Here is a 17,324-nt window from a genome sequence, read left to right as displayed (position 1 = left end):
AAGCATCGAGCTGATCCGGCAGTCCCGGCCGGATGGGCAGCAAGCAAGTGCTTCCCGGAAAAATCGCAACCGCAACCGCAAAGGTCACCATCATGCTAGTAGCCTACCGCCAGCACGTCGCAGAGCGCGCCGCACTGGGTATCCCACCGCTCCCACTCAATGCCCATCAGGTTGCCGACCTGGTCGAGCTGTTGAAGAGCCCGCCTGCTGGCGAGGAGGCCGTGCTGGTTGAACTGCTGACCCACCGTGTACCGCCAGGCGTGGACGACGCCGCCAAGGTCAAGGCTTCCTTCCTGGCCGCCGTGGCCGAAGGCAGCGTGGCTTCGCCGCTGGTCTCGCGCGCCCTGGCCACCGAGCTGCTGGGCACCATGGTCGGCGGCTACAACGTCAAGCCCCTGATCGACCTGCTGGACGTGGCCGAACTGGCCGCCATCGCCGCCGCCGGCCTGAAGAAGACCCTGCTGGTATTCGACTACTTCCATGACGTGAAGAACAAGGCCGATGCCGGCAACGCCCACGCCAAGGCCGTGCTGCAAAGCTGGGCCGATGCGGAATGGTTCACCAGCCGCCCGGAAGTGGAAAAGAAGATCACCATCACTGTCTTCAAGGTCACCGGCGAAACCAATACCGACGATCTGTCGCCGGCGCCGGATGCCTGGTCGCGGCCCGATATCCCGCTGCACGCCATCGCCATGCTGAAGAATGCCCGCGAAGGCATCGTGCCGGACAACGCCGGCAGCGTCGGCCCGGTCAAGTTGATCGCCGAACTGAAGGCCAAGGGCAACCTGGTCGCCTACGTCGGCGACGTGGTCGGTACCGGCTCCAGCCGCAAGTCCGCCACCAACTCGGTGGTCTGGTATACCGGCGAAGATATTCCTTTCGTGCCGAACAAGCGTTTCGGCGGCCTGTGCCTGGGCGGCAAGATCGCCCCCATCTTCTTCAATACCCAGGAAGACTCCGGCGCGCTGCCGATTGAAGTCGATGTGTCCGCCCTGAACATGGGCGACGTGGTCGATGTCTACCCGTATGACGGCAAGATCGAGAAGAATGGCGCCGTTGTCGCCAACTTCGAACTGAAATCCGACGTGCTGTTCGACGAAGTCCGCGCCGGCGGCCGTATCAACCTGATCATCGGCCGCGGCCTGACCAGCAAGGCCCGCGAAGCACTGGGCCTGGCGCCCAGCACGGCATTCCGCCTGCCCAAGGACCCGGTCAACTCCGGCAAGGGCTTCTCGCTGGCGCAGAAGATGGTCGGCCGCGCCTGCGGCCTGCCGGAAGGCCAGGGCGTACGCCCGGGTACCTATTGCGAACCGAAGATGACCACCGTCGGCTCGCAGGACACCACCGGCCCGATGACCCGCGACGAACTGAAGGACCTGGCTTGCCTGGGCTTCAGCGCCGATATGGTCATGCAATCGTTCTGCCACACGGCGGCCTACCCCAAGCCGGTGGACGTGAAGATGCACAAGGAACTGCCGGCCTTTATCTCCACCCGCGGCGGCGTGGCCCTGCGCCCCGGCGACGGCGTGATCCACTCCTGGCTGAACCGCTTGCTGCTGCCGGACACCGTCGGCACCGGCGGTGACTCGCACACCCGCTTCCCCATCGGCATCTCCTTCCCGGCCGGCTCCGGCCTGGTCGCCTTTGCCGCCGCCACCGGCGTGATGCCGCTGGATATGCCGGAATCGGTGCTGGTCCGCTTCAAGGGCAAGATGCAGCCTGGCGTCACCCTGCGCGACCTGGTCAACGCCATTCCGCTGTACGCCATCAAGGCCGGTCTGTTGACCGTGGCCAAGGCCGGCAAGACCAACGTCTTCTCCGGCAAGATCCTGGAAATCGAAGGCCTGCCCGACCTGAAGGTGGAACAGGCATTCGAATTGTCCGACGCATCGGCCGAACGCTCGGCCGCCGGCTGTACCGTGCATCTGGACAAGGCGCCCATCATCGAATACATGACGTCCAACATCACCCTGATGAAGACCATGATCGCCAATGGCTACGCCGACGCCCGCACGCTGGAACGCCGCATCAAGTCCATGCAGGACTGGATCGCCAAGCCGGAACTGTTGAAGGGCGACGCCGATGCCGAATACGCCGCCGTGATCGAAATCGACCTGGCCGATATCCATGAACCCATCGTTGCCTGCCCGAACGACCCGGACGATGTAAAGACGCTGAGCGAAGTCGCCGGCGCCAAGATCGACGAAGTGTTCATCGGTTCCTGCATGACCAATATCGGCCACTTCCGCGCCGCCGGTAAGCTGTTGGACGGCAATGTCGATATCCCGGTCAAGCTCTGGATCGCCCCGCCGACCAAGATGGACGCGCAGCAACTGACCGAAGAAGGCTACTACGGCATCTTCGGCAAGAGCGGCGCCCGTACCGAAATGCCGGGCTGCTCGCTGTGCATGGGTAACCAGGCGCAAGTGCGCGAAGGCGCCACGGTGATGTCCACCTCCACCCGTAACTTCCCCAACCGCCTGGGCAAGAACTCCAATGTCTACCTGGGTTCCGCCGAACTGGCCGCCATCTGCTCCAAGCTGGGCCGTATTCCTACCAAGGAAGAGTATATGGCTGCGGTGGGCGTGCTGGATGCCAAGTCGGCCGAGGTGTATCGCTACCTCAACTTCAATGAAATCAAGGACTACCAGGACGTCGCGAATACCGTGACGATTGGCTGAATCCCGGTCCCGTAGGAATAAAAAAGCCCTGTGGTTCATTCTGCAGGGCTTTTTTAACTTATGACTGCACGTCGATCACCAGCTTGCCCAGTGCCTTGCCCGCTTCCAACTTGCGGTGGGCATCCGCCGCCCGGGCCAGATCGAATCTTTCTTCATCGACCAGGGGTTTGAGTCGGCCGGTATCCACCAGATGGCGGACCTCGTCCAGGATGCGGCCCTGCTGCTCGCGGCCGCGGCCATACATCATGGCGCTGAGGACCAACACGGTGTGCAGATTGGCGCCGCGCAGATAGAGCGGGGCCAGGTTATGGCTGCTCGCACCCATCACCGTGATCACATCGCCACCGGGGCGGACCAGCAGGAAGGATTGGTCCAGCACCGCGCCGCCGACCGTATCGAATACCACGTCGAAACCATCGCCGAGCTGATGGCGGGCAAGGATCTCGTCCGATGGCGTCTCGCGGTAATTGATGGCCACATCGGCACCCAGCGAGCGGGCGATATCGCCCTTGGCCTGCGACGACACCGTGGTAAAAACCTTGGCGCCGGCCGCCTTGGCCAACTGGATGGCGACATGGCCCACGCCGCCGGTACCACCGTGTACCAGCACCGTCGTGTCCTTGTTCAGCTTGACCTTGTCGCACAAGGCCAGCCAAGCAGTCGCGGCGACCAGGGGCAGGGCGGCCGCTTCGCGGAAACCCAGGCTGCGCGGCTTGAGCGCGATCAGTTCGGCATCGACCACGGTGTACTCGGCCAGGGCGCCGGCCAGGTCGGCATGCTGGCCACGAATACCGCCCGCAAAACCGAATACTTCGTCACCCACCCGAAAGCGCGAAACCGGATCGGCCACCGCTTCGATCACCCCGGCGAAATCGCCATGCAATATGGCCGGGAACTGGTGCGGCGTCATCGGCAGCTTGAACTGGCGGACCTTGGTATCGATGGGATTGACGCTGCTGGCGTAGACCTTGACCAATACTTGGCCAGGACCCGGCTTGGGCATGGGCAGATCGACCAGTTGGAGGACGGCGGGGCTACCTTGTTCGACGGCGACGATGGCTTTCATGGGAATTCCTTTTATGAGTAGTGGAGCGGGCCGGCAAGGTTGGCCCCGAGGCGTTGCCATTCTGCTGGTGGTCAGAAGAGGTATAAACCAGTCCACGGCGAATACACTGTGAACTGAAAGTGTTTAATCAAGGTGCCGACCATGGAACGATTCAGCCAAAGGGTCGCCGGACTGGAAGAGTTCGTGCGGGTAGCCGAAGCACGCAGCTTTGTACGCGCGGCCGAAAGCCTGAACCTATCGACCTCCGGTATCGCCAAGGCCATCAGGCAACTGGAAGCCCGCCTGGGCGTACGGCTGCTGAACCGCACCACCCGCCAGGTCAGCCTGACCGATGACGGCGCCACCTTCTACGCCCGCGCCAAGCAGCTGCTAAGCGACTACGCCGATGCCGAGGCGGAGCTATCGGCCAAAGAAGCACTACGGGGCCTGATCCGCATCGAAATGCCGGTGGTCTACGGCCGTCTGCTATTCCTGCCGCACCTGGTCAAGTTCCTCGACCGCCATCCTGCGCTCAGGGTGGATGTGCGCATGAGCGACCACTTCGTCGACCTGGTCGCCGAGGGCGCGGACCTCGCCCTGCGCGTAGGGACACTGGACAGCTCCGACCTGGTCGCCCGCCCGCTCGGCCATGTCCACCTCGGCACCTATGCAGCACCGGACTACCTTGCCCGCCACGGCCAGCCAAGCCACCCGGACGAGCTGGCCGGGCATCGCCTGCTGGCCTACACCTATCCCTCCGGCCGGGTGCGCAAGCTGCTTTACCAGCAGGCAGGCAAGCCCATGCTGATCGACGCCCTCGATGCCGTCGCCCTGTTCAACAACGGCGAAGCGTGGACCGATGCCGCCATGGCGGGCCTGGGGATCGCCCAGCTGCCAACCTTCCATGCCAGTGCGGGCGTGGCGGCCGGCAAGCTGGTGCCCATACTGCAGGGGTGGGATGCGACCGATATTCCCATTCATCTGGTCTATCCGTCGCGGCGGTATCTGCCGGCCAGGGTGAAGGCGTTGATCGACTTTGTTTTGAACGAGGTGTCGAGGGTGGAGTAGGGGGGGCGGGCGATGGAATCGATTGGCTTTACCCCAACACTTCCGGCTTGCCGGGAAGTGTTGCGACAACTTTTCCGACGATCGGTCAAGGCCTTTCATGTCACGGCGGCAAGCACTTGATAACACTACATCTAGTGGTTGCTTGCCCTGTCCGGCCCGGTATTTAGTGAATCCGCACTTTTCGAGGGGGGGCTGCCAATGCTATTATCGCTTCAGTGCAGTCCCCTTTAGAGGGGCGGCCCAGAGCAGATAATTCATGAATTTTCAAGAATTCTTGGGCATCACACTCAGGCGCAGTCCTGGTCATGCACTGCATGCCGGTCCCGCCCCGGCCAGTCCGCCACACGGTGGACCACACCGCCGGGCGACAGCGATTTGGCGGCATATCTTCGAATGAGATAGACGCAATCCCGATCACCAGCGTATCGCGCCTGACCCGACCACCACGCTGGATGCCGCATCGGCGTCCGTGCAACCCCCAATTTGGAGACCCCCGCCATGCTGTCATGGGACGACAACCCCGATACGCAGAAAACCACCGACGAGCCGACTGCCCCTCAGCAGCCCGCCGCTCCCCGGTACTCGTTCGAATCTGCCCCGGCGGTAGCCGATTTCAACACGGCCAGCGTGCAAGCTCCCACCACCAGCCGCATCAGCGCGGTAGACAAGCGCATCATCAACGGCGGCACCGACGTCAACCAGCTGGTACCGTTCAAGTACAAGTGGGCCTGGGAGAAATACCTGTCCAGCTGCGCCAACCACTGGATGCCGCAAGAAGTGAATATGCAGCGCGATATCGAGCTGTGGAAGAGCCCCAACGGCCTGACCGAGGACGAGCGCCGCATCGTCAAGCGCAACCTGGGTTTCTTCGTCACCGCCGATAGCTTGGCCGCCAACAATATCGTACTGGGCACCTACCGCCATATCACCGCGCCGGAATGCCGCCAGTTCCTGCTGCGCCAGGCGTTCGAGGAAGCCATCCACACCCACGCCTACCAATACATCGTGGAAAGCCTGGGCCTGGACGAGTCGGAGATCTTCAACGCCTATCACGAGATCAAGTCCATCCGCGACAAGGATGATTTCCTGATCCCGTTTATCGACACCCTGACCAACCCCAACTTCAAGACCGGCACGCTCGAAGCCGACCAAGCCCTGCTCAAGAGCCTGATCGTGTTCGCCTGCATGATGGAAGGCATCTTCTTCTACGTGGGCTTCGTGCAGATCCTGTCGCTGGGCCGCCAGAACAAGATGACCGGCGCCGCCGAGCAGTACCAGTACATCCTGCGCGACGAATCGATGCACTGCACCTTCGGTATCGACCTGATCAACACCATCAAGCTGGAAAACCCGCAGCTATGGACCGAGGAATTCAAGGCCAGCCTCACGAGCCTGTTCCAGAAGGCGGTTGAGCTGGAATATGCTTACGCGGAGGACACCATGCCACGCGGTGTGTTGGGTCTGAATGCGCCGATGTTCAAGGAATACCTGCGCTTTATCTGTAATCGCCGGATGCAGCAGATCGGCCTGGAAGCGATGTTCCCGGGCGCGACCAATCCCTTCCCCTGGATGAGCGAGATGATTGATTTGAAGAAGGAGAAGAACTTCTTCGAGACGCGGGTGATTGAATATCAGAGTGGTGGGGCTTTGAGTTGGGATTGAGGAATTGTGTGCGTGGGGGCATAAGTTGAAATTTCGCCCCCATAAGCTGCAATTTTTGTGCTGCCGACAATATGTAGCCAAGCAAAAGCCCTGCAAACTGCAGGGCTTTTGCTTGTTGACGGGCAATGATTTAGCGATGCAAACGCTTAGCGTTATTTTGCTTGTAGCCTGAGTTATGCAGCCAAGACTTCCTTGGCGAGACGTTGCACGTCTGTCGCCTCGAAGTAACAGACCTTGATGTACTTATTGCCAATCTCCAATGCTGGGATGGCTGGCGGCTTTACTCCGTACCGGAAACGGTAACTTCTACCCGGCGGTCTGGTTGTAAACAGATGATTAGTTTCCTGGTCTTTTTCAAACCAGGGCACTCATCGGGCTTGGTCACGGGTTCCGCACCGTCCACCCCGCGTGCATCGATCCGATCACCCGGAATACCGGCCGAGTTAACCAGATGGGCTTTGACGGCTTCAGCGCGGCGTGTTGAGAGCGCTTGGTTGTAAGTGTGCGAACCAATACGGTCGGTGTGTCCGACTACCGTTATGATGCCTAGCTTGTTGCCCTTCAAACCATCTGAAAATTTGTCGAGTGCCTGCTTGCCTTCGGGTTTGACGGTGGACTTATCAAAATCAAACAGCGAATCGGCTGAGAAGCTCACCTTTTGCGGTGTGGGTGGTGGCACTGGTGGACGCTGCATCACCACGGGAGGGGGAGGTGATGGTGCGACATACACGGGCTCAGGCTGCCGTATGGGTGCGGCCGGCGCTGGCGCTTTACCACCAAAGCGGTAGAGCAGGCCAACCGAGATCAAGTCAATATCGCCACGATTCCCTACCGCGTCGTTGATACGGTAGCGCTCTAGCTCGGTGCGCATGCCGAGTGAGTCGGTAAAGGCATATTGCAGGCCCAAGCCAAATTTGTAGAGCGTATCGCGCTTGCTGGGGGTCGGATTGAGCACGACGACTGAGCCGGTACCGCTAAATCGATCCTTGGCGCGAATAGAGGTAGCGCCCAGCCTGCCAAATGCGGCAAACCGGTCAGTGAAAGGCAGCAAGCCGACCAGATCGAGATTCAGGCCCCGCAGTTTGATCTCGCCACTCAGGGTGCCAGCCGGCACGGTAGTGGCGGTATAACCGAACTTACCGAGATCGAAATAACCACCCTCCATCGCAAAGTAGGGGCTGAATTGATAGCCGCCAAACAGCTTGTAGCCCGTACTTCGGTTATCGCTGTCGATTAAGGTGCTGGTATAGCCGCTACCCAGCAAATCACTGTTGATGCGTGCTTCGTCAATTTTTGCCCGTGACTGGCCGGCATTGAATCCGGCGTACCAGCCGGCATCGTCAGCAATGGCATATTGGCCGACTGCGATTGCCAGCGTCAGCAAGCCTATGGCCTTGGGGCCGCTTATTGGTTGCATTGTGTTCTCCAGAGTGGATTGAGCTGATCCGTATCCGGGCAACCACTGCTGGTAATGGCAGATGGGTGATCCCGGACGACTGACAGGCATTGCCTGTCAGCCTTCACTTGTTGTGTATGGCGGTCATGGCGCAGGAACGTTGATCACCGTATCAACCAGCGTGATCGCAGCGCCTAGCGACAAGGCCCGGCCATTCAAGGTCAGGATCGAGGTGTTGCCAGCCGTGGAGAACGCAACGCCGGACTGGGCGATGATGGTACCAACCATGGTTCCGCCACCGGCCGCATTGATGATGGCGGCGCTACCCACCTGCCAGTAAACGTTCTTGGCCAATGCCCCACCTGTGAGAATGATGCTTTGCGGGAAGGCCGCTCCAGGACCGCCCACGCCCAGGGTGGAGGACATCTGAAAGACAAAGACTGCATTGGCATTGCCTTGCGCATCCAGGGTCAGATCGCCACCCTGGATCAGGAAGGAACCGCTCGGCGCGGTATAGACGCCCGGTGTCAGGGTGAGCCCAGCCAGATTGCCGCCGGGATTGGCGCCAGGAGGCATTGCTACGAGCGCCTGGTAGGCGGTTTGTGCATCCAGTCTGGCTTGGGTGGCGATGGCACAGGCGGGGGCATTGGCCCCCGCCGAGGTAGGGCCGGTCGTGGAGTTGGTGCAGGTATAGATCGTCCCGTTAACGGCACCGATATTGGCTGGGGTCTGGGTGTAGATGTCCCCTGCGGTATCGTGAAAACCGGTGATTGCCGACGTGCCGGTTGCAGTGGTGCCGATATTGCCGTTGATCAGCGTCAAGGTACCGGTATTGGTCATGCCGGCGGTGCCGCCGAAGGTACCGAATGGCGCCACGGTGCCTAGCGGGACGGCGGGTTCAAAGACAGGCGCTGCTGCGGTCGTGAAGGTCCAGTTATTGGGTACCGGCCCAATAGCCAGCTCGTTACCCCTTACGTCCGTCACGCCTCTGTAAATCTGCGCCGTGTAAGTGGTGCTGTTCATCAGTGGTGCCAGCGGCGTAAAGGTTGCGATGTGGCTTGTGGCATCGTATTGAACGGTGCCTGCTACCGATGCGTTGCCGTTGAGCAAGGTGAATTGCGTTGTGGTGAGCGTCAGGGGCGACATCGCCTCGCTGAAAAGCACGGTGACAAGGGTGTCAGTGCCAACGTTGGTGGCATTCGCTGCTGGGAAGGTGGAAAGCAGGGTCGGTGCGGTGTTGTCTGCTACTACTCCAATCGTGAATTGCCAGGAGTACGGCATGACCATGGCGTTCATGGCCACATCGGTCACGGCGGTGCTGATGGTTGCCAAGCAGGTAGCGCCTGATGGCAAGGGGTTGATGGGTACAAACGTTGCCACTCGGCTGTTGACCGCATAGCCGACTGTACCGGCAACCGGCGTGTTGGCCGGGCAGGCAAGCTTGAAACTGGCGGAATTGAAGGTAAGCGGCGCCATGGCTTCGCTAAACGTGGCGGTTATCTGGGTATTGGTGGCGACGTTGTTAGCGCCAAGCAGCGGCAGGGTAGAGGTCACCGTAGGTGCAGTCGTATCGCCAGTCGTACCGGTAGTGAAAGTCCAGGTAAAGGGTGCAGCCATGGCATTGGCTGCCACATCCCTGACTCCCGTAGTGATTGTTGCGGTACAGGTGATGTTGGCCGGCAGTGGGCTATTGGGTATGAAGGTGGCAACGTTGCCGCTGACCGTATAACCCGTGGTACCGGCGACAGGTGTACCGACCGGGCAGGCCAAGCTGAAGTGGTTGGTGTCGATGGTGAGTGGATCCATGGGCTCGCTAAAACTGGCCGTGATCCGGGAGTTCAGCGCCACGCCGGTTGCGTTTGCCAAGGGGATGATCGAGCTGACGGTTGGTGCGGTGATATCGACCGCCGCATCGATGCCGGTGGTGAATGTCCAGCTGAAGTTGCTGGCCAACGCGATGCCACCGGTGTCTTTGGCGCCTGTTGTGATGGTGGCGGTACAGGTGGTGCGGGCGGGTAGATTGTTGGCTAGCGTTAACGAGGCCACGCTGCCTAGCGCTTTGTAAGTCACGCTGCCTGTTTGGGTTGCGGTGGCAGGGCAGGTCAACGTAAAGCTGGTACTGGTGAGTGTGTTGGGGTCCATCGCCTTGCTGAAGGCGGCGGTGATGATCTTGGTATTGATGGGTACCGCCGTGGCATTGGGCGTTGGTGCGACGGCCGTTACAGTGGGGGCAATAGGCACAACGCCGCCTGTGCCTAGTATCGGATCAGGGCTCCCGTCATCACCACCGCAGGCCGCCAGCAATGCCACTAGCAGCAGCGCGGTGCATTCCCCCAGTTTCCTGGTGTATCTCGCCATCGTATTCATGTGCTTCCCCTTTGCAGTCAGATCCAGCAAACCAAGGCTTAAATGACCTGGTTAACGTAATGACTGAGGTACGGCCCCATGGACTGGCACTACACCTCAACGAGGAGCAAGCAATACTCGGCTGAAAAGCACAGGTCTGTTCGTGACCGCACATAGCGGTTTTCTGACCAGGGAAACCAATGCTATAAAGTGATGCCGGCAGCACTTTATCTACGGGTACTTAGCAGCGCCGTAAGTGGCATCGGCCCCAGACGCCTCTGCAATGCAAAGAGCGGCAAGGGGAGGCGTAAAGGCCCGGACAGAGCTTCCACATGATTGGCAGGCAAAGCTCAGATCGCTCAAATATCGAACAGATAAAAGGCTGCCTCTAGCCACGCTAACGGGTCAATATGGTCATATTGCCGTTCTGGCTGATCGCCACGCCGGACTCGTTACTTAACTCCGTTGGAATAATCAGCTGGCGACTCTTTGCCGCTTACCCAGTCCGGCGTGGCGACAGATCACGAATCCAACACAACTATCTAATTTTAAATAGAATTGTTCTTAACTTGGGTGGATTGGGGGGTGGCGTGGCCAGAGGTGGGGGACTTTGACCGGCCAACGGGAGATGAAAAAAGCGTGGAGAATAATGGCCCACTGCCCCGAGGCTTCAAGCTTGCGGACACGGCGCTAGCCTCGTTGGCGAACTACGCCTTGAACCTGACGATCGGGTTGATGAGGCATATGGGAAGCGCCTTAGGCAGCGTGAACGGAACGGGAGCAAGTAGCGATGCTGTTGCGGCCTAGGCGCACTTCACTCTAGAATCAGCACTAGCGCTCTATTCATAAGCGGCAAGTCAATAATTTCACGATTTGCCACGGTTTGGCGAGAATTTCACGATTTGCCTCAATCTGATTTCTTTTTTTTCCTGCGGTTATTAATGCAACTCTTTGATTCGTATGTGATAAAAATTTCAGCTTTCACTGCTATGCACAAATTGTTGTTGGTCACGGACACATGAAGCTGTTTTTTGGACACATAACGATGCTCGGTGTATGTCGTCGACTACGGCTCGGATATGCCCATACAAGCAGTGCGATTGGGGCTAGAGTCTAGGCCTCGTCTAGCCATGGTGATCGACGCTAGGTTTGTTTGGCCCCACTTACAGTGAGGCCAAATCATTCAAGCTGATTGATTTGTCCTGCCGTCTGTTGCAATAGGACTAGTCCCAGCAAGCCGGGCCTGGCCTATCATCTTAGGCAGTAGGCTTATGAATTGCTCGATCTGCAAACGATTTTTAGAGCATCCTGGCGATCCGCTTTCCGTAGATTGCGGCGGAGATTGCTGGGGCTGCGTTGGCGAAATCGAAGCTCAAATGGGCCATGAGCCGTCGCTTGCCAAGGTGCGGGAGGAGTTTGCCCGTGGCCTTCGGCCCAGGTCACCATCGGTCCATCTATTTGACTGTTAGAACACAAGGGTGCCCAGTGATCGAGAACATTCCGTCCCTCGCCTTCGCAGCAGCATCTGCGCTGCTCGGGGCATTTTTCATTCCGGTACTTGCTCGTCTCATCCCGCTGCGGCTTGAGCAATCGTGGAGGCGTGAAGTAATTGAATCGGGAAAGGAATTGGCGCAACCACTGGATCCAGGCAGATTCAATATCACATTCATTGAACGGATCGCAATAATTGCATCTTCCCTTACCATCTCGGCAATTGCACTCGATTTCGGCAACTTAAGCACGACGACGCTGGTAGCTACATTCTATTTTTTTGCAATGCTGCTGCTTCTGGCAATCAATCTGAAGCACTTATTGCTTCCTGATGTCATTGTTCAGTCAACGCTTTGGGTTGGCCTGTTATATCACGCGCTCGTGGGCGATCCATCAAACTTCGTCCTTGGTGCATGTGTAGCTTATCTAGCGCCCTATAGCCTATCCCTGTTTGTTAAGTTCCGAACCGGGAAGGAATTCGTCGGCCATGGGGATCTAAAGTGTTTCGCAATGGCTGGAGCATGGTTTGGCGTGCATTCGTTGCCAATGCTGTTCTTGGTCTTTTTTACGGTGTCCGTAGCTCTCGCCATAGCAGAAGCGTTCACTGTCCGCGCAAGTCGGCTGCTGCCGACCGGGATTGCACATGTAGTCTCATCAGTTGCAGTGTTGGCCGGGGGGTATATTGTCTAGCAATGTGGTCAACTGGACAACCCTGCGATCGGTAGGGATCCGCAGCCTATATGCAGTCTGGACCTTTACTTCCAAGGGGGTTTTTCAATGACGAAATTTGTATTGGCAATACTGTTGGGAATCGCAAGCCTCGGCGCGGCCGCCGACAAGATCGATGACCAGATAGTGAACGTGAGCGCCGAGGACAGGGACATGAACCTTGCCATCGGCCGGGCCAGGAGAACGCTGGACAAATTTTTGGCCTTGTATAGGGAACCCCCGGAAGGCGCGATCAATTTCAAATTGAAGGTGATGCTGTCGGACGACAACGGGGTTGAGCATTTTTGGTTTATTCCGTTCAAGGAAATCAAAGGCGGCTTTGCTGGCGTTCTTGCCAACGATCCGTCGATCGTCAATTCGGTAACTGCTGGCCAGGTCTATGCCTTCAAGCGCGAACAGATTACCGATTGGGGCTATGAGCTGAACGGAAAGCAGATAGGTAGCTTTACCGTTTGCGTCCTCTTCAAGACAATGCCGAAGGAAGAGGTTGCACGCTACAAGCAGGACCACGGCTTTGTGTGCGAAAACTAGTCCGGACTCAGACCATGGTGCTATGGCAAGCTGTACATAATCACTTCAGGAACAGCAATATTGCGAATGCAATACTGGAACTCGAAGCGTTCCTTTCTAGCCGGGATGCGCAGAAGTTTTCCTGCCTTATCGGCGCGTCGTTCTCGAATCCAAGTTCGTCGGTTGTCGATGAAATAAACCGATTCATTCATGCAAATGAAACGCAGTTCGAAGTGAAGGCCGTCTATCTTGAGATGAATGGTTTCGACATCAACTACGACCGATGGTATTTCGATCTGTTTGCCTATTCCAGCTATTTACCGGAATTCGATGAAACGGAATGGCTTTGTGAGTGGCAGTCACCTCACTGGCCTGAAGTTGAGCTCTTTGGTATGGATGCTGCTCGAGAGGCATTCGCGTGGTACCACGAGCAGCGCATTTGGAAATTCCAGCCTGACTTTGAGCCCGTCTACGAGGCAGCCATGTTGCTTGTCATGGCCAAGTTCGCTGATTTTGTTGGCTTGGCCCTGAAGGAGACTAATCTTGCGAAACGAATACCAGTTCTCGCAACTGCGCACGACTTTGAGTCGGTAGCTCGTTTTGAAGCCTAACAATGCCTATTTGATATACGAATTACGCGTCCAAACTCGGTTAACTTTCCAGCTGCGCATCCTGGATGTAGTAGGAGGGCTGAGAAGCAGGTGTGATCAAGGCCCGTGGGGGATCGCTGCATGGTAGCCAGCGCGAGAACGCCCGAAAAAGGGCGGTCGCGTGGGCAGCTTCTGGTGCGCCAGCTTGAGGCCAAGCCAATCTTTGCTCTGGCCACTCAATCGACTTAGCGCGCTAGCGCACGGACACCTGCTTTTTTCTCGCCCAAGGTTCATGCGTCCTGATCCCAGAACCCTGCAATTTCGCAGGCAGCAGGATTTTCTCAGAGGTCACCATGAACAATCCCAGCGAATCCACTACCCGTTACAACGCCGGCAAAACCGATGGCATCGATCCGAAACCAGGCGACCAGCAAGTGATGCCCGCCCCTGGTGAGCCAGCGCCAGTGCTAGGCCCAAAGTACCCGCTTGGTGAACCGGCCTATACCCGGCCTGCGAACGACCCCACTCAAGATGGGGCTATGGCAGCAGTCGCAAGGCAAGAGGTGGACAGATCCACGCAAGCGGTCAAACAGGACGCCCAGCAATTTCTCGCCTACTCGCAAGCCATCAGCATGGTGACCAGCGACGTGATTCAGCGTTACTTTGCCATTATCGAGCGTAATACCCAGCGTTATTGCCAAGCAGTCAACGCCTATCTCGATGCATTCCGAGAAGAGCTCACCAGTACCGGACGGGCCTTCGAGGAAGGGGATACCGCTACGCGCAAGGCAGCGGAATTGCCTTATTCACAGCGTTCAAGGACGGATGGTGCGCGTACCGACACCCGCTTGCAAAATCAGCGCGCATAGCTCGCCAGTAGTCGTCTAGACACCTGGCACATACGCGGCACCATAAGGCCCTGTCGATTCAACCAATCTCCACAATGGCGGGAGAGCGGTAGTTTGCGGGGCTTTTTTACGCCCTGCCGAGGTTGCTGATCTAGTTAGCCGGCGACGTCCAGGCCAGTGATCGTTCGCTGGCGTACGGACAGCGATTTCAATTGCACCCATTGTCGCCATGTCGCAACCATCCTGACGCCCCGCATCCCGCGGAGATCAGGCGTCTCCAAGAGGTCAACCTGAATATGTCTGCCCAAAAAAACTTCTCAGCCGGAGCAGGAAAAACTGCTGCAACTAGCCCTAAGTCGGATTCGAAACCCGAGCCAGCCAAACACACGGCGACCAGCACCAAAACAGACCCTAAACCGGCCGCCAAACCGCATGCCAAGTAGTCGTTTGCCCCCGTTGCACCTTGGTGCAACGGGGTTCAGCCAGCATACTAGCCAGTGCGCCGGAATTGCCAAGCGTAGCCTGGCGGTATTTTTTGTTTGAACCTGGCATCAGGCTGTAATTGAGCAAGCAAGATCGAAAGGTGCGATATATGGATGAACGCTTGTTAAGCCAGTTGCAGGAAGCAACCCGTTTAACATCGAAAGGTAGTTTGGCGGAGGCAACTGCGCTGATTCAACGCGCCCTTCGTAAAGATTTGCCCGAGCCGCCGACAGCAGAGACAGGTCCTGGCATGGAAAAAGACCCTATCGAGGGTGTTTTCTATGTGGTCGATACCCCGGCGCCGCCGCAAGACGAGGTGTTTGTCGACATTGCTGCAGGAAGCGACGCGCGCAGTACTTTCGTCGAGCACGGGGGGCACGGTTTTATCGACGGCACCTACAGCTGTGCAGCCGGTAGCCGCGCCTACAAGCTCTATATACCGGGTGCGTATCACGGCCAGCCCTTGCCTTTGATCGTGATGCTGCACGGCTGTACGCAGAATCCGGATGACTTTGCCGCTGGTACGCAGATGAATGTGGTGGCAGAAAACAAGCACTGCTTTGTCCTTTATCCCGCCCAGTCCAGCCAGGCAAATAACAGCCGTTGCTGGAACTGGTTTAAAGAAACGGACCAGAAGCCGGGTAGGGGTGAGCCGGCCATTCTGGCGGGTATGACGCAAGATATCGTGCACCGTTACCACATTGATCCACGCCGGGTATTTATCGCCGGCCTGTCGGCGGGCGGCGCCATGGCCGTCATCATGGGCACCACTTATCCGGGCCTCTATGCGGCCATCGGCGTGCATTCCGGCCTCCCCTACGGCGCCGCAACCGATATGCCATCGGCGCTACAGGCCATGCAGCAGGGTAAAGGTGGTCAGGGACGGCGGCCGCAAAGCGAGAAAGGGCTGCCGACCATTGTGTTTCATGGCGACCACGATAAAACCGTGCATCCCGGGAATGGCGAGCAGCTGGTGAAGCAGGCTGAGTTTGCCTTGCAGGGGACCGCTCAGACATCGGCTCAACACGCACGCCGTTCGGTCCAACACGGCAAAATTCCGCGTGGGCATCGCTATACGGTCACGGTTTACCACTATCCGGATGGCAGTCCAATGATCGAACACTGGCTAGTACACGGGTCAGGACACGCATGGTCGGGCGGGAACCGGAAGGGCAGTTTTACAGATGCGCATGGCCCCAACGCTAGCGAGGAGATGGTTAGATTCTTCTTTGCTCAACCCATGAACTGAGATTTCCGCAAGAATCCTCCGCGTGTCTGACGCAATCGTCCGTGCGTTGGCGCACGGAAACTCACCGGGTAGTTTGGAATACTCCCATTGGCCTTGCCAGTGCTTCAAGCGGTCCAATCTACGTTATCGGTGAAATAACCCATGCCAAGCGAATCAAAAGGTCAAAATCCCGACCCGAGGGAAAATCTCATACTTGCAGCGCTTCCCAAGAAAGACTTCGAACGTTTGCTGCCTGATTTGCAGCTCGTCGATATGCCTTTGGGCTGGACTATGTCGGAATCGGGCGATCACGTGAATTATCTTCACTTTCCGATCTCCGGCATCGTATCGCTGATCTATGTACTGGAGGATGGTTCATCCAGTGAAGTCGCTTTGGTTGGGAACGAGGGCTTGGTCGGCGTGTCCATTTTCATGGGTGGGGAAAGCATGCCCAGTAGTACGGAAGTGCAGTGCGCGGGGGCTGCCTACCGTCTCAGCCGCAAAGTCATGAAACAGGAGTTTTCGCTGGGAGGAAAGCTGCAGCATCTGGCGCTGCTGTATACGCAGGCATTGATCTCGCAAACCTCGCAAACCGCCGTTTGCAATCAACATCATTCCATCGAGCAACGGTTTTGCCGCTGGCTGTTGATGAGTATGGACCGCTTGCATGGCACCGAAGTCGTGATTACGCAGGAAATGATCTCGAACTTGCTCGGTGTGCGCCGGGAGAGCATCACCGAAACGGTAGGCCAGCTTCAGCGCGATGGCGCCGTCGAAAAAAGCACGCGAGGTCGGCTCAGCGTTTTGAACCGCGCCAAGCTCGAGAAGTGCGTGTGTGAATGCTATTCGGTCGTACAGGAGGAATACGACCGCTTGTTGCCATAACGCGCTACACCCTCTCCCGAATCTTCTCATTAGAAACCAGTCGCGGTGACTCGGCTTGGTTTCCGTCATTGCTACGCGAAGCCGTACCGAAGCCGATCTATCTACAGCCGCCGCCAGTCGATGACGAATCATGCTTGTCGTTGCTGAAGGTATACTGCGACGGCATTCGGCGGACGGGCCGGCACAATTTCGGAAGTCTGCGTGGCTTGGTTGCACAAGCGGCCACTGCTCCCGCTCGTTGGTGGTGATGGATGGTCCAACGAACTTCCGTCGAATCCTCCGGACGAAAGGCAGAACTCGCCAGTCCTGCCTTGGGGTTCTATTGCAGAGCTGGAGAGTCAGCTTCGCAGCCTCGACTTGGC

General features: G+C 58.0%; 12 protein-coding genes. 9 read left to right on the top strand and 3 right to left on the bottom strand.

The window, feature by feature from the left end:
• The first annotated feature begins 92 nt into the window (after window positions 1-92).
• Complete coding sequence (acnB, locus tag FNU76_RS03600; RefSeq protein WP_143856437.1) at window positions 93-2,681, top strand: bifunctional aconitate hydratase 2/2-methylisocitrate dehydratase; 2,589 nt, start codon at window positions 93-95, stop codon at window positions 2,679-2,681.
• 58 nt (window positions 2,682-2,739) lie between these two features.
• Here the strand turns inward: acnB and FNU76_RS03595 are convergent, their stop codons facing one another.
• Window positions 2,740-3,747 (bottom strand): zinc-dependent alcohol dehydrogenase family protein, encoded by a 1,008-nt coding sequence (locus tag FNU76_RS03595; RefSeq protein WP_143856436.1) that lies wholly within the window; start codon window positions 3,745-3,747, stop codon window positions 2,740-2,742.
• 141 nt (window positions 3,748-3,888) lie between these two features.
• Between FNU76_RS03595 and FNU76_RS03590 the strand changes: the two genes are divergently transcribed.
• The gene (locus FNU76_RS03590) at window positions 3,889-4,794 is read left to right on the top strand and encodes a LysR family transcriptional regulator (protein ID WP_143856435.1); all 906 of its coding nucleotides are present in this window, start codon (window positions 3,889-3,891) and stop codon (window positions 4,792-4,794) included.
• A 498-nt stretch (window positions 4,795-5,292) separates the two neighbouring features.
• Window positions 5,293-6,456: a ribonucleotide-diphosphate reductase subunit beta gene (locus tag FNU76_RS03585; protein ID WP_143856434.1), complete on the top strand. Its 1,164-nt coding sequence runs from the start codon at window positions 5,293-5,295 to the stop codon at window positions 6,454-6,456.
• A 280-nt stretch (window positions 6,457-6,736) separates the two neighbouring features.
• Here FNU76_RS03585 and FNU76_RS03580 read toward each other — a convergent pair whose 3' ends face one another.
• Both FNU76_RS03580 and FNU76_RS03575 read right to left on the bottom strand, forming a co-directional pair.
• On the bottom strand, window positions 6,737-7,873 hold the full coding sequence (locus FNU76_RS03580) for an OmpA family protein (protein ID WP_143856433.1): 1,137 nt from the start codon (window positions 7,871-7,873) through the stop codon (window positions 6,737-6,739).
• A gap of 123 nt (window positions 7,874-7,996) precedes the next feature.
• Window positions 7,997-10,093, bottom strand: a complete 2,097-nt coding sequence (locus FNU76_RS03575) for an Ig-like domain-containing protein (RefSeq protein ID WP_179958333.1) — start codon at window positions 10,091-10,093, stop codon at window positions 7,997-7,999.
• A 1,590-nt stretch (window positions 10,094-11,683) separates the two neighbouring features.
• On the opposite strand from FNU76_RS03575, the gene FNU76_RS03565 reads away from it, so the two are divergent.
• From FNU76_RS03565 to FNU76_RS03540, 6 genes are all read left to right on the top strand, one after another.
• Window positions 11,684-12,379: a prepilin peptidase gene (locus FNU76_RS03565; RefSeq protein ID WP_179958332.1), complete on the top strand. Its 696-nt coding sequence runs from the start codon at window positions 11,684-11,686 to the stop codon at window positions 12,377-12,379.
• 87 nt (window positions 12,380-12,466) lie between these two features.
• On the top strand, window positions 12,467-12,949 hold the full coding sequence (locus FNU76_RS03560; RefSeq protein WP_143856429.1) for a YegJ family protein: 483 nt from the start codon (window positions 12,467-12,469) through the stop codon (window positions 12,947-12,949).
• Between the two features lie 14 nt (window positions 12,950-12,963).
• A complete protein-coding gene (locus tag FNU76_RS03555; RefSeq protein WP_143856428.1) occupies window positions 12,964-13,539 on the top strand; it encodes a hypothetical protein in 576 nt (191 codons plus the stop codon).
• 332 nt (window positions 13,540-13,871) lie between these two features.
• Window positions 13,872-14,387, top strand: coding sequence for a hypothetical protein (locus FNU76_RS03550; protein ID WP_143856427.1), 516 nt, complete (start codon window positions 13,872-13,874; stop codon window positions 14,385-14,387).
• Window positions 14,388-14,958: 571 nt separating this feature from the next.
• A complete protein-coding gene (locus tag FNU76_RS03545; protein ID WP_143856426.1) occupies window positions 14,959-16,098 on the top strand; it encodes an extracellular catalytic domain type 1 short-chain-length polyhydroxyalkanoate depolymerase in 1,140 nt (379 codons plus the stop codon).
• A 141-nt stretch (window positions 16,099-16,239) separates the two neighbouring features.
• Window positions 16,240-16,962, top strand: a complete 723-nt coding sequence (locus FNU76_RS03540; protein WP_143856425.1) for a Crp/Fnr family transcriptional regulator — start codon at window positions 16,240-16,242, stop codon at window positions 16,960-16,962.
• Window positions 16,963-17,324: the final 362 nt, after the last annotated feature.

It is taken from the genome of Chitinimonas arctica (assembly GCF_007431345.1).
GTDB lineage: Bacteria > Pseudomonadota > Gammaproteobacteria > Burkholderiales > Chitinimonadaceae > Chitinimonas > Chitinimonas arctica.
Note: the sequence above shows the minus strand (reverse complement) of the source record. Positions and strands in the feature narration are given on the sequence as shown.

Bases quoted from the DNA above. Each gene is read 5' to 3' on its own strand.
- acnB (WP_143856437.1), top strand. From the start codon at position 93: ATGCTAGTAGCCTACCGCCAGCACGTCGCAGAGCGCGCCGCACTGGGT.
- FNU76_RS03595 (WP_143856436.1), bottom strand. From the start codon at position 3,747: ATGAAAGCCATCGTCGCCGTCGAACAAGGTAGCCCCGCCGTCCTCCAA.
- FNU76_RS03590 (WP_143856435.1), top strand. From the start codon at position 3,889: ATGGAACGATTCAGCCAAAGGGTCGCCGGACTGGAAGAGTTCGTGCGG.
- FNU76_RS03585 (WP_143856434.1), top strand. From the start codon at position 5,293: ATGCTGTCATGGGACGACAACCCCGATACGCAGAAAACCACCGACGAG.
- FNU76_RS03580 (WP_143856433.1), bottom strand. From the start codon at position 7,873: ATGCAACCAATAAGCGGCCCCAAGGCCATAGGCTTGCTGACGCTGGCA.
- FNU76_RS03560 (WP_143856429.1), top strand. From the start codon at position 12,467: ATGACGAAATTTGTATTGGCAATACTGTTGGGAATCGCAAGCCTCGGC.
- FNU76_RS03555 (WP_143856428.1), top strand. From the start codon at position 12,964: ATGGTGCTATGGCAAGCTGTACATAATCACTTCAGGAACAGCAATATT.
- FNU76_RS03550 (WP_143856427.1), top strand. From the start codon at position 13,872: ATGAACAATCCCAGCGAATCCACTACCCGTTACAACGCCGGCAAAACC.
- FNU76_RS03545 (WP_143856426.1), top strand. From the start codon at position 14,959: ATGGATGAACGCTTGTTAAGCCAGTTGCAGGAAGCAACCCGTTTAACA.
- FNU76_RS03540 (WP_143856425.1), top strand. From the start codon at position 16,240: ATGCCAAGCGAATCAAAAGGTCAAAATCCCGACCCGAGGGAAAATCTC.